Origin of the sequence: Rahnella sp. AA (assembly GCF_002834385.1) — a bacterium.
GTDB lineage: Bacteria > Pseudomonadota > Gammaproteobacteria > Enterobacterales > Enterobacteriaceae > Rahnella.
The window spans coordinates 97,331-110,611 of the sequence record NZ_PITQ01000001.1 but is presented as its reverse complement, the minus strand read 5'-3'; the positions used below and the strand labels follow the sequence as shown (position 1 = coordinate 110,611).

Sequence of the window (13,281 nt, the reverse complement as noted above, 5' to 3'; positions counted from 1 at the left end):
ATTTCATGAAACGCGCATTACTGTCAGTTGTGCTGGCCGCCTTTACATTTTCGGCTTACGCCAGCGAAGCCCCGCACTGGTCTTACGATGGCGACGAAGCCCCGCAAAACTGGTCGAAACTCAGCCCGGATTTTCATCTTTGCGAACAGGGAAAAATGCAGTCTCCCGTCGATATCAAAGACGCCATGAAAGTGCATCCGCACCCGCTGGAACTCAGCTACACCTTACCGCCGGTGAACGTGGTCAATAACGGTCACAGCGTGCAGGTAAATGTCCGGGAAGGTGATTTTATTACCCTCGATGGTGAGAAATTCGTTCTTCAGCAATTCCATTTCCATGCGCCAAGCGAAAACACCATTGACGGCAAATCCTTCCCGATGGAAGCGCATTTTGTCCACATGGATGCAGACGGCGAGATTGCCGTGGTGGCCGTGATGTTTGAAACCGGTGCCGCCAATCCCGAGCTGGAAAAAATCTGGCAACAGATGCCGGAAAAGATGGGTGAAACGGCGCTGCTGAAAAGCAATGTCGCACTTTCCGGCCTGCTGCCGAAAAACCTGACCCATTACCGTTTTAGCGGATCGCTGACAACCCCGCCGTGTACGGAAGGCGTTCGCTGGCTGGTCATTAAACAGCCTCAGACGCTGTCTGAGCAGCAGTTAGAGAAATTCCAGCATGTTCTTCATCATGCAAATAACCGCCCTGTACAAAGCCTTCACGGCCGCGTGATCGTCGCGGAATAAAAGTCTCAATACATCAGGGCCACAGAACCGGTTTTTGTCGCCCTGGATCCTTTCCGAAAACCAGATGACATCCGAACGCAAAATAAGTCACTTTCTGACCAAAAGGCGATCTGTATCACGGAATTTTGTGGTTATTGCTGCTTAAAACGTCAAATCAACCCTTAGAATCAACTGTTATAACAGGATGTTTCAGAGAGATATTAGGAATTTGTCAGAGCGCACAATTTGACCTTCATCACATAACCCAATGTAAAACCAAGATAAAAAACAAAATCGCCCTCAGTTTTACCGCTGGCAAGGCTTTTTGTTATCAAATTGCTCAAAGTTTGGCCTTTCATATCGTGGCGAAAATGCGTAATATACGCGCCCTTGCGGACATCAGTATGGTCATTCCTAGTTCATGCGCATCGGACACCACCAGCTTACAAATTGCCTGATTGCGGCCCCAATGGCCGGTATAACAGACCGACCGTTTCGTGCCTTATGTCATGCGATGGGGGCTGGGATGGCAGTATCTGAAATGCTCTCCTCCAATCCGGAGGTATGGCGTACGGATAAGTCACGTTTGCGCATGGTACATAACGATGAACCGGGGATCCGCGCCGTGCAAATTGCCGGTTGTGACCCCGACGATATGGCGGCTGCTGCACGAATTAACGTGGAAAGCGGTGCGCAAATCATTGATATCAATATGGGCTGCCCGGCCAAGAAAGTGAACCGCAAACTGGCAGGATCTGCTTTGTTGCAGTATCCGGATTTGGTCAAACAAATCCTCACTACCGTTGTGAATGCGGTAGATGTGCCAGTCACGTTGAAAATCCGTACTGGATGGGCACCGGAACACCGTAACTGTGTACAAATTGCCCAATTGGCTGAAGACTGTGGAATTCAGGCCCTGACTATTCATGGCCGAACCCGTGCCTGCCTCTTCAATGGAGAAGCAGAGTACGACAGTATTCGGACAGTTAAGCAGAGTGTTTCCATTCCGATTATCGCGAATGGGGACATAACTGACCCGCATAAAGCCAGGGCGGTACTCGACTACACCGGAGCTGATGCTCTGATGATAGGACGTGCCGCTCAGGGGAGACCCTGGATCTTCCGGGAAATCCAGCATTATCTGGACACAGGGGAGCTGTTACCTCCACCGCCTATGGGTGAGGTTCAGCGCTTGTTAATAGGGCACGTACGGGAACTGCACGACTTTTATGGTCAAGGCAAGGGATTCCGTATCGCCCGTAAGCACGTTTCCTGGTATCTCCAGGAGCATGCCCCGAATGACCAGTTTCGGCGCTCCTTCAACGCCATAGAGGATGCCAGCGAACAGCTGGAGGCGTTGGAAGCATATTTCGAAAATCTTGCGTAACAAAAAAGAGCTGACAGAACTATGTTCGAACAACGCGTGAATTCTGACGTACTGACCGTTTCTACCGTAAACTCACAAGACCAGGTGACTCAAAAACCTCTGCGTGACTCGGTAAAACAAGCACTTAAGGGCTATTTTGCTCAATTAAATGGTCAGGACGTGAATGACCTGTATGAGTTGGTATTGGCTGAAGTTGAACAGCCACTGTTGGACATGGTGATGCAGTACACCCGTGGCAACCAGACTCGTGCGGCCCTGATGATGGGTATCAACCGCGGTACGCTGCGTAAGAAACTGAAAAAATACGGCATGAACTGATACTAATCAGTCATTGTCTTGAAAAGGCGCTTTCCGCAAGGGGAGCGCCTTTTTGTTTTTTATCCTTATCTGACAATCTATTGCCGCAAAATTTGCTCAAAACTTAACCCAGATCAACCCAGATGAGAATAATTCTCCCTCCGTTCGGCAGTTAGGAATTACTTTATAGGCACAATAAAATGTCTCTGGGAGTGACAATGATGAAGCAACTTTATATCCGTTTTACCGCTGCACTGAACAAACCTGATCTGGCGATTTTGCTGCTGAGAATCACCTATGGCCTGCTGATCTTTCATGGCTGGCATAAAATGCATGATGGCCTGGCCGGTATCCAGGGCATGCTGGCGGGTTACGGTATTCCGGCGTTTGTCGCCTACGGCGTCGTTATCGGCGAAGTGATTGCTCCAGTCATGATGATATTAGGGATTTTCACCCGCCTCGCAGCGCTGTCAGCCGCAGCAACCATGGTCGTTGCCTGGCTGATGGTCGGGATTCATCACACGTTCGCGCTGTCACCGGTCGGTGCCTGGGCGATTGAAGATATCGTGTATTACTTTATGGCAGCCGTCGTGATTGCGCTCTACGGCAGTGGCCGTTATTCAGTGATGAGTAACCCGCTGTACCGCTGATATTTCTGCTCAGCATGCTTTGCCAACGGAGCATGCTGATAATGCATATAGGCAAATGCGGGTTCCCAAAAGCTAATTCCTTATTTCTGTAGAATTTTCGTTTTTATGGCCTGTTCTGGACGTAAATAAACAGTAAATAGTGCGTTTATCGGACAATTACCCCCTCGGGTTCGATCAGGCAGCATGCTATACTTGCTACAAGAGTCGTTCTCGCCCCGCTCAACGCCTACGGACAGCCCTTCAGCTTCGCGATCCCGCCTTTTAATAGTGTCTTTACAAAGTAAAAAAATGTGTCAATGGGTATGCTTTTAAAAACATTTACAGACGCCCGTTGTCCCACTCTTTGTCAGACAATCCGTACCGCGATTGAGCCAGCTCCTTACGCGCTACACCGGTTTTTTATGCAGATGATTAGGCTTTTATGACATCTCCTCGCTTTCGCGCATCATTTTTGCACCCTCGCTACTGGCTGACCTGGTTTGGCCTCGGCGTCCTGTTCTTGTTGGTTCAGCTCCCTTATCCGGTTTTATACCGTCTGGGCATCTGGCTGGGCCGCACTTCTATGCGCTTCCTGAAACGTCGTGTGTCGATCACCCGCCGCAACCTGCAACTTTGCTTCCCGGACCTGCCTCCTGATCAGGTCGAAGCCAGGATTGTCAGCAACTTTGAATCTCTCGGCATGGGGCTGCTGGAAACCGGTATGGCCTGGTTCTGGTCAGATGCCCGTGTTAAACGCTGGTTTGACGTTAGCGGCCTGCACAACCTGAAAAAGGCGCAGGAAAATAATCAGGGCGTACTAGTCATTGGCGTGCACTTTATGTCGCTGGAACTGGGTGGCCGTGCGATGGGCTTATGTCAGCCGATGATGGCGATGTACCGTCCGCACAACAATAAGGCGATGGAGTTTGTGCAGACCTGGGGACGTATGCGTTCCAACAAAGCAATGCTCGATCGCAAAGATTTACGCGGAATGGTTCATGCGCTGAAAAAGGGCGAAGCCGTGTGGTTTGCACCGGATCAGGATTACGGCCCACGTGGCAGCGTATTTGCGCCGCTGTTTGCTGTCGATCAGGCTGCCACCACCAGCGGGACTTTTATGCTGGCGCGTCTGGCTAAACCCTCGCTGGTGACTGTCGTTCTGATTCGCAAAGCTTGCGGTAAAGGTTACGAGCTGGTGATCCAGCCGCAGCTTCAGGATTACCCGATTGGCGATGAAATGGCCGCGGCAGCGTACATGAACCAGGTCATCGAAAAAGAGATCATGCGTGCGCCCGATCAGTATCTCTGGCTGCACCGCCGCTTCAAAACACGTCCGGCGGGAGCACCTTCGCTTTATCGATAACCGCCGGCGCATTAGGATATCAGGCCCGATGCCACCGCATCGGGCTTTTTGTTTGAGAAAACTTTAACGCGAGACTCTTCTTCTTATGGCCAAAAAAACTGATGTGGCACCTTCCATCTTTGACCACCTCAAAGATGACGACAGCTTCGATCTCTGGGGGCGTTCAGGCCTCAGCACTGCGCTCAATAAAGCTAAACCCAAAGCGCCGGATAACGATCAGATCGCCGCTGCACGTAAATTAATTAAAGGCGACAAAAAATAAGGCCGGATGAGATGCCATAACGCCTGCCATAAACCCACCTTGTGTGGGTTTATTACTCTCAGTTGTGCAACAAAAAATGCGGTTGAAAATTTTTCAAACGACAAATTAATCCCATTTCTGTAACCTCTCTTTTTACCTGCCCTGGAGAGAAGTGATGAAAACCTCTGTTCGTCTGGCGCTGGTCGGAGATTACCACTCCGCGATCACAGCCCATCAAGCTATCCCCCTTGCAACAGACCTCGCAGCACAACACTTCAGCATAGAAATCCACGCCGACTGGCTCGCAACAGACACCCTTACCCCTGAAATTCTGCAAAACTACGACGCTTTCTGGTGTGTTCCCGGCAGCCCGTACCGCTCGACCGAAGGTGCTCTGAGCGCCATCCGTTTTGCCCGGGAAAATCGCAAACCGTTTCTGGGAACCTGCGGCGGATTCCAGCACGCCATCATTGAATACGCGCGAAATGTGATGGACTGGCAGGATGCCGGACACGGCGAAACCGATACCGAAGGCCGCCTGGTCATCAGCGCACTGTCATGTGAAATGGTGGAAGTCAAAAGCGAAATTAGCTTTGTGCCGGGCAGTATTCCGGCGGGCGCTTACGGCAAGCTGGAAGTGGAAGAAGGCTATCACTGTCGCTATGGCATCAATACGGCGTTTCAGGCCGCGCTGGACGCACAGCCACTGAAAATGGTCGGCCACGATGCCGCCGGTGAAGTGCGTGCAGTTGAATTGCCGGGCCATCCGTTCTTTGTCGCTACGCTGTTCCAGCCTGAACGTGCCGCACTAAAAGGTCAGCTTCCGCCGCTGGTCGCTGCACTGATAAAGTCCCTTCTCTGATCCCATCCGTTTCTAAATGTCTCTCATGCCATCAGGTCTGAGAGATTTACTCATCGTTTTACCTCATTTTTTTACTAAATATGACTCCGCGTTTCACCACGCTGCAAAGACCGCGATCTGCACTCCAATATTGAAATATTCCGCACCGTTTTAAAGCGCCCACATTGACCGCGCACTGAAACGGGGCAATAAATTTTATAACGTTCGTCAATGTTACTGTGCAATTCCTCTACGTGACTTGATTGATCGGACGTTTTCCATGTTGGCACTCCCTTTGCAAAGACAGGTGCAGAGGGCGTTGCCCCATAAACAGACAGGGTGCCCCGGCACTCACACAATAATAATTTTCAATTTTGTCTCACAGGACGCTTTATGAAAAAAATATTGCTCTCAACGCTGATTGCCGCAGCAAGCTTCGTGACACTGGCGGGTCAGGCTCACGCAGGTACCACTCTGGATGCTGTGAAAAAGAAAGGGTTTGTTCAATGCGGTATCAGCGACGGCCTGCCGGGCTTCTCTTACGCTGACTCCAAAGGCAAATTCACCGGTATCGACGTTGACGTCTGCCGTGCAGTGGCTGCTGCCGTATTTGGTGATTCTGAGAAAGTGAAATACACCCCGCTGACCGCAAAAGAGCGTTTCACCGCCCTGCAGTCTGGCGAAGTGGACATCCTGTCCCGTAACACCACCTGGACTTCTTCCCGCGACGCAGGGATGGGGATGATTTTTGCCGGCGTGAACTACTACGATGGCATCGGCTTCCTGACGCATCAGAAAGCGGGCCTGAAAAGCGCGAAAGAGCTGGATGGCGCAACCGTCTGCCTGCAGGCCGGTACAGATACCGAGCTGAACGTAGCCGATTACTTCAAAGCCAACAAAATGACTTATACCCCGGTGACCTTCGACCGTTCAGACGAAAGTGCGAAAGCGCTGGACTCAGGCCGTTGTGACACCCTGGCATCGGACCAGTCTCAGCTGTACGCACTGCGTATCAAACTGGGCAAACCTGATGAGTTCATCGTCCTGCCAGAAGTTATTTCTAAAGAGCCTCTGGGCCCGGTTGTCCGCCGTGGCGATGAAGACTGGTTGGCCGTTGTGCGCTGGTCACTGTTCGCAATGCTGAACGCTGAAGAAATGGGCGTGACGTCTAAAAACGTTGAGCAACTGGCCGCTAACCCGACCACACCAGACATGAGCAACCTGCTGGGCAAAACCGGGACTTACGGTGCTGACCTGAAAGTGCCAAATGACTGGGTAGTGAAAATCGTTAAACAAGTCGGTAACTACGGCGAAAGCTTTGAACGCAACGTCGGTCAGGGCAGCGAGCTGAAAATCAAACGTGGCCAGAACGCATTGTGGAATGCAGGCGGGATCCAATACGCACCACCTGTCCGCTAATTTTATCCTTCGTACTTGACGTTGCAGCGGCGTTGGCGGCACTCGGTCACCCGAATCACTGACCCGTGTCAGCTCATCGGGATTCCCTCCCTTGCCGCCTTGCTGCAACGCCAATTACTTTGGAAAAACAAAAGTTGAGTCTGATAAATGAAGCTGATGTACAGGCCGTTCCCCGGTGCATCACTTCCACTGTTTTACCCGCAGGTCGAGGTTTTTTATGTCGCAACGCCCAACCGGAAAAGGATCGTTCTCGCTGACCAACCCAGCCGTACGAGCCTGGATTTACCAAATTTTCGCGGTGGTGTTGCTGGTAGCCTGTCTTGGTTACCTGCTCCACAACACCATTACCAATCTAACGACGCGAGGGATCACCTCGGGATTTGCGTTTCTTGAAAAAGGTGCCGGCTTCGGCATTGTTCAGCATCTTATCGACTATCAGGAAGGCGACACCTACGCACGCGTATTTGTTATCGGTCTGCTGAATACGCTGCTGGTTTCCGCGCTGTGCATCGTTTTCGCTTCGATTCTCGGGTTCATTATCGGGTTAGGACGCCTCTCCGATAACTGGCTGATCCGTAAAGTTTCGACGGTCTACATCGAGACGTTCCGTAACATTCCCCCGCTGCTGCAAATTTTCTTCTGGTACTTCGCCGTGTTGCGAAACCTGCCGGGGCCGCGTCAGAGCCTGAACGCTTTTGACACGATTTTCGTCAGCAACCGCGGCTTGTATCTGCCATCACCGGAGCTGGCGCCGGGCAGCCTCGCAGGCTTTGTCGCGCTGCTACTCGCAATTGCCGGGATCGTGGCGCTGCAACGCTATAACCATTTCCGTCAGATCCACACCGGACGCGTCTGGCGCATCTGGCCGTGGGCTGTCGTGATGCTTGTCGTCCTGCCGGGGCTGGCTCACCTGATTTTCGGGCCCGCGCTGCACTGGGATATGCCTGCGCTGCGCGGATTTAACTTCCGTGGCGGCATGGTGCTCATCCCGGAACTGGCAGCATTAACGCTGGCACTGTCGGTATACACCTCCACATTTATTGCGGAAGTGATCCGCTCCGGTATTCAGTCGGTTTCGCACGGTCAGCATGAAGCCGCCCGTTCGCTCGGCCTGCCGAATCCGGTCACGCTACGCCAGGTTATTTTGCCGCAGGCCATGCGGGTAATTATTCCGCCGCTGACCAGCCAGTATCTGAACATCGTGAAAAACTCCTCTCTGGCGGCCGCAATTGGCTATCCGGATATGGTGTCGCTGTTTGCCGGTACCGTGCTCAACCAGACCGGTCAGGCGATTGAAACCATTGCCATCACGATGTCCGTTTACCTGATTATCAGCCTGGTCATCTCCTTCCTGATGAATATTTATAACCGGCGTATTGCGCTGGTCGAGCGTTAAGGGAAACCCATGACGATGACAACACTTCCTCCCGGAGTCAGAGCCGTCAAGCCCGGTACGCCAGTCGGAACTGCCGTGCTGTGGGCGCGCAAAAATCTGTTCTCCAGCTGGTTTAACAGCCTGCTGACGCTGTTTTGTTTATGGCTGATGTGGCTGGTGATCCCTCCTCTGCTGAACTGGGTAATTTTCCAGGCCAACTGGGTCGGGACCGCAAGAACGGACTGCACCAAAGCCGGCGCGTGCTGGGTATTTATCCACGCGCGCTTCGGGCAGTTTATGTACGGGCTGTATCCGTTTGATCAGCGCTGGCGCATCAACGTCACGCTGATTGTCGGTCTGCTGACGCTGGCACCAATTTTCTTCAAAGCCATGCCACGCCGCGGCCGTTACATCACGGCCTGGATTATTCTGTTCCCGATTTTCACCTGGATCATGCTGTACGGCGGATTCTTTGGCCTGAGCCGTGTCGAAACCCGCCAGTGGGGCGGCCTGACGCTGACGCTGATCATCGCCGCAGTCGGCATCGCCGGTGCGTTACCGCTGGGGATTATGCTGGCGCTGGCACGACGTTCGCGTCTGCCCATCGTGCGCATTCTGTCAGTGATTTTCATCGAGTTCTGGCGCGGCGTGCCGCTGATTACCGTGCTTTTCATGTCCTCGGTGATGCTGCCGCTGTTCATGACCGAAGGAACCAACATCGACAAACTGGTGCGCGCACTGGTGGGTGTGGTGCTGTTCCAGTCAGCGTATGTCGCGGAAGTGGTGCGCGGCGGTTTGCAGGCGCTGCCGAAAGGCCAGACCGAAGCCGCTGAATCGCTGGCGCTCGGTTACTGGAAAACGCAGGGTTTAGTCATTCTGCCGCAGGCGTTGAAAATGGTGATACCGGGTCTGGTCAACACCATCATCGCGCTGTTTAAAGACACCAGTCTGGTGATCATTATCGGCCTGTTCGACCTGTTCAGCAGCGTCCAGCAAGCCACCGTCGATCCTGAATGGCTCGGCATGTCGACCGAAGGCTACGTCTTTGCCGCTGCCGTCTACTGGATTTTCTGTTTTAGCATGTCGCGTTATAGCCAGCATTTGGAAAGACGCTTTCACACCGGGCGATCCGCACACTGAGGTAAACCATGAGCGACCATCAAGTCACTGAAAAACAAAATATGATGATCACGCTGGAAAACGTGAATAAGTGGTACGGACAGTTCCACGTATTGAAAGACATCAATCTGAACGTGAAACCGCGCGAACGTATCGTCCTGTGCGGCCCTTCCGGCTCCGGTAAATCAACGACCATTCGTTGCATTAACCATCTGGAAGAGCATCAGCAGGGGCGCATTGTGGTTGACGGCACCGAGCTGAATGATGATTTGCGTAACATCGAACGTGTGCGCACCGAAGTCGGAATGGTCTTCCAGCACTTCAACCTGTTCCCGCATCTGACCGTGCTGCAAAACTGCACGCTGGCCCCTTGCTGGGTGCGTAAGATGCCGAAGAAAGAGGCGGAAGAACTGGCAATGCATTACCTCAAACGCGTACGTATCGCCGAACATGCCAACAAATTCCCCGGCCAGCTTTCCGGCGGACAACAGCAGCGCGTGGCGATCGCCCGTTCACTGTGCATGAAACCGAAAATCATGCTGTTTGATGAGCCGACGTCTGCGCTCGATCCGGAAATGGTGAAAGAGGTGCTGGATACCATGATTACGCTGGCCGAAGAAGGCATGACCATGCTGTGCGTCACGCATGAGATGGGCTTTGCCAGAACGGTAGCCGACCGGGTGATCTTTATGGATCGCGGGGAGATCGTGGAAGAAGCGCCACCGCTGGAATTCTTTGCGAATCCTAAGTCAGCGAGAACGCGGGAGTTCCTGTCACAGGTTATTCACTAATCAGCTCATAAAGCAGGCCGCAGTTTACGCTGCGGCCTGCTTTAAATCATTTCCACACGCTTACCAGAGCCCAAGCACCTTCCACCAGACTGCCCCGATAATTGACCAGATCAGCACGTTGGTCAGCGTTACGATAAAGCCTAACTTCCACCATTCCCGCTGCCCGATGTAACCGCCCGCAAAGAATATCGCGGCTGGCCCCGAGGAATAATGCGTGATGGCCTGATACAGCGAAGAACTGAACGCCAGCAGCAAACACACCAGCATCGGCGGTGCACCGACGGCAATCCCGACAGTAATGAACGCCGGATACATCACCAGCATATGCGGAATGCCGCCCGCAAAGAAATACGCTGAAAAGACGTAAATACTGATGAGAATAACCAGTACCGGGAACGCGGGCATACCCGCCAGAGCCACCTGCACCCAGTCAGCAAAGACCTTGAAGAAACCTGATTTTGAAAGATTATCTGCAAGGCCGTACATCCCGCCGAGCCACACCAGCGTATCCCACGCACCACTTTCTTCTGTCACATCTTTCCATCTGATGACTTCAGACAGCAGCATCAGGCACACGCCTGATAACGCAATTACCGTGGCACTGATTTTTGTCATGCCGCTGGTTGCCCAGCCCAGAACCGTCAGCGTCAGGATCACGCACAGGATTTTCTCGTGCAGCGACATTTTCCCCATCGCCTGAAGTGACTGATGGGCAACTTCCCGGGTTTCAGGCGTGTATTTAGCTTCCGGCGGGCAAATCTTATGAATGAACCACGGCAAGCCGACCAGCGAAATCAGCCCCGGCATCAGCGCCGCCATCGCCCAAATACTCCAGGAGATTTCGATGCCTGCGATTTTCGATGCAAACGCGACAATAAGAAGATTACCCGCCTGCCCGGTTAACGTCAGGCACGCCGCAATACTGTCGACCTGCACAACAGTCTGAACCAGATACGCGCCTAATTTCTTCGCCGTGCTGCCCGGTTTGGAGCCGCTGACCTCAGAAATACTGCGCACAATCGGGAACATGATCCCACCGCAACGCGCAGTTGCCGAAGGCACGCAAAAGCTGATAATGACGTCACTTATCGCCAGCGTATATCCTAATCGCATTGGGCTGCTGCCAAAACGTTGTAATAACGCGTAGGCAATACGATTACCCAGGCCGGTTTTAATTAATCCTCTTGAAAATAGAAAAGCCGCTACGATCAGCCAGACGACGTCAGCGCTATAACCAACCAGAACACCTTTAACATCCAGAACGCCAAGAACAGACGCTGCTGACAATGAAATCAGAGTCACCACACCGAGGGTGACGGGTTGCAACATAAATCCAAAAGCAGTAGAAAAAAATATCGCGAATAAATGCCAGTTTTGCGCTGTATAACCATTAGGAATAGGGATATTCCATATCACAGCCCCCACCAGAACACATATAACAATCTTAATCCACTTTGCCTGTAATGGAGATACGCGTTGCCTGCTCTCTATAATGACACCACTCATATAGGGTACCTTGCTTTTATAATTAGTATTTATTGATATGCCTCTGAAAGCGGAGGCATGCTGGCAAAACAATAAATAGATAAGCTGTCATTCTGATTTTTATCAGGGCAAGAAATCATCTCGCCGGCGTAAGAACCTCTCCGGATTCAAAATACCCTCTGATATTATTTACCGCCAGGTCGGCCATTTCCTGTCGGGTTTCCACCGTATTACTGGCCAGATGTGGGAGCAGTACAACATTATCAAACTGACATAATGGCGCAGGAATATTAGGTTCATCTTCAAACACATCTAACCCGGCGCCAGAAATAACATTATTTTTCAAAGCCGCGATTAATGCTTCAGTATCAACAATCGATCCCCTTGCAACATTAATCAGAAAACCGGTGTTCCCTAATGCGTTTAAAACATTACTGTCAACAATCCGGAAAGTATCTGCGCCACCCGGCAGGGTTAATACCAAAAAGTCACAGGAACGGGCCAGTTCCGTTAGCGTTGGGTAACGCTTAAAATGGTCATCCTGCAGATAAGGGTCAAAATAATGGATGGGCATCCCAAATGCCTGAGCCCGGGTGGCGACCGCATGCCCGACATGGCCTAAACCCGCGATGCCGCAAATTTTGCCGTGCATGCGCGTTGCTGCCGGGAAAGGGGCCTTCAGCCAGTCGCCGGAACGGGAAAACCGGTCAGCCAGGCTGAAACGGCGCGATACATTGAGCATCAGGCCTAAAGCGGTATCTGCAACACACTCGCTCAGTACTCTCGGGGTATGTGCGACAATAATGTTGCGCTCACGGGCAGCATTCAGATCCACCGCGTCCAGCCCTACACCAAAAATTGAGATCACTTCCAGCGAAGGCAGTGAATTAATCATTTGTGCATCAATACCAAGATGCGACCGGGTGACCACACCTTTGATCGATTTTGCCGTCTTTTCCAGAAAACTGGCTTTATCGCTGGCTAACCAATAATTATGAAGGGTGAACAGTTCCCCTAATTCTGCCAACATCTTTTCCGGTAATGGCGAAATAACCATGACATCAATATCTTTCGTGTTCATATATCTCCGGTCATCTTTAAATTAAAATTTAAACGGTGCAGGGCATTTTCATCATCAGACAAAGTTTGAATGAAATCTCAGGCATGACATTAGAATGACGCTGAGGAAATAACCTGCAGTGTAATTTTATAAAATAATCTGGTGTTCAATATAGAAACACTATGATGACTCACCGGTATAACGACATTAGGCATAAGCTCAAAGAAAAATTAAAAGATTGGTGCATAGGCCAGCACAATATTGACGGACATCTCATAATGAAACGCAAAAGCCCTGATACACATATAGCTCATGGTAAAAATTGATCTTCATCGCAAACAAAAAAATATTACAATTTACTGATATTTTAACGCCAATGAATACTAAAGTTGAATGGAGGGTAAATAAGTTTACATCATTATGTTATTTCACGACACGTAACAAACACACTTCAATAACAGAAATTCGTATGCGTATTTAAGAGAAACAAGATAGTGATATCTGTCACATAAGCAATGTCATTTGCCTAAAGCATTTGCTTCATAAGAAGAT

13 protein-coding genes are annotated in these 13,281 nt (G+C 51.3%); 11 read left to right on the top strand and 2 right to left on the bottom strand.

Annotated elements, in window-relative coordinates; translation table 11 throughout:
- Positions 1-5 precede the first annotated feature (5 nt).
- From CWS43_RS00500 to CWS43_RS00450, 11 genes are all read left to right on the top strand, one after another.
- A complete protein-coding gene (locus CWS43_RS00500; RefSeq protein ID WP_101074923.1) occupies positions 6-743 on the top strand; it encodes a carbonic anhydrase in 738 nt (245 codons plus the stop codon).
- A 400-nt stretch (positions 744-1,143) separates the two neighbouring features.
- A complete protein-coding gene (gene dusB, locus CWS43_RS00490; protein WP_101074921.1) occupies positions 1,144-2,109 on the top strand; it encodes a tRNA dihydrouridine synthase DusB in 966 nt (321 codons plus the stop codon).
- Between the two features lie 21 nt (positions 2,110-2,130).
- Entirely contained in the window at positions 2,131-2,427 is a 297-nt protein-coding gene (fis, locus tag CWS43_RS00485) for a DNA-binding transcriptional regulator Fis (protein ID WP_004097144.1), read from the top strand.
- A 197-nt stretch (positions 2,428-2,624) separates the two neighbouring features.
- Complete coding sequence (locus tag CWS43_RS00480; protein WP_369825838.1) at positions 2,625-3,056, top strand: DoxX family protein; 432 nt, start codon at positions 2,625-2,627, stop codon at positions 3,054-3,056.
- A 421-nt stretch (positions 3,057-3,477) separates the two neighbouring features.
- Positions 3,478-4,398, top strand: a complete 921-nt coding sequence (gene lpxP, locus CWS43_RS00475; protein WP_101074920.1) for a kdo(2)-lipid IV(A) palmitoleoyltransferase — start codon at positions 3,478-3,480, stop codon at positions 4,396-4,398.
- An 85-nt stretch (positions 4,399-4,483) separates the two neighbouring features.
- Positions 4,484-4,660, top strand: coding sequence for a hypothetical protein (locus CWS43_RS27360; protein WP_198555750.1), 177 nt, complete (start codon positions 4,484-4,486; stop codon positions 4,658-4,660).
- Between the two features lie 154 nt (positions 4,661-4,814).
- Positions 4,815-5,501 carry a CTP synthase gene (locus tag CWS43_RS00470; protein WP_101074919.1) on the top strand — a complete coding sequence of 229 codons (687 nt, stop codon included), beginning with the start codon at positions 4,815-4,817 and terminating at the stop codon, positions 5,499-5,501.
- A gap of 372 nt (positions 5,502-5,873) precedes the next feature.
- A complete protein-coding gene (locus CWS43_RS00465) occupies positions 5,874-6,899 on the top strand; it encodes an amino acid ABC transporter substrate-binding protein (protein WP_101074918.1) in 1,026 nt (341 codons plus the stop codon).
- Between the two features lie 217 nt (positions 6,900-7,116).
- Positions 7,117-8,295: an amino acid ABC transporter permease gene (locus tag CWS43_RS00460; RefSeq protein WP_101074917.1), complete on the top strand. Its 1,179-nt coding sequence runs from the start codon at positions 7,117-7,119 to the stop codon at positions 8,293-8,295.
- A 9-nt stretch (positions 8,296-8,304) separates the two neighbouring features.
- Complete coding sequence (locus CWS43_RS00455; protein ID WP_369825837.1) at positions 8,305-9,414, top strand: amino acid ABC transporter permease; 1,110 nt, start codon at positions 8,305-8,307, stop codon at positions 9,412-9,414.
- 8 nt (positions 9,415-9,422) lie between these two features.
- Positions 9,423-10,184, top strand: a complete 762-nt coding sequence (locus CWS43_RS00450) for an amino acid ABC transporter ATP-binding protein (protein ID WP_101074916.1) — start codon at positions 9,423-9,425, stop codon at positions 10,182-10,184.
- A 60-nt stretch (positions 10,185-10,244) separates the two neighbouring features.
- Here CWS43_RS00450 and CWS43_RS00445 read toward each other — a convergent pair whose 3' ends face one another.
- Together CWS43_RS00445 and CWS43_RS00440 are read right to left on the bottom strand one after the other, a co-directional pair.
- Positions 10,245-11,690 (bottom strand): DASS family sodium-coupled anion symporter, encoded by a 1,446-nt coding sequence (locus CWS43_RS00445; RefSeq protein WP_101074915.1) that lies wholly within the window; start codon positions 11,688-11,690, stop codon positions 10,245-10,247.
- A 115-nt stretch (positions 11,691-11,805) separates the two neighbouring features.
- A complete protein-coding gene (locus tag CWS43_RS00440; protein WP_101074914.1) occupies positions 11,806-12,750 on the bottom strand; it encodes a 2-hydroxyacid dehydrogenase in 945 nt (314 codons plus the stop codon).
- Between the last annotated feature and the right edge of the window lie 531 nt (positions 12,751-13,281).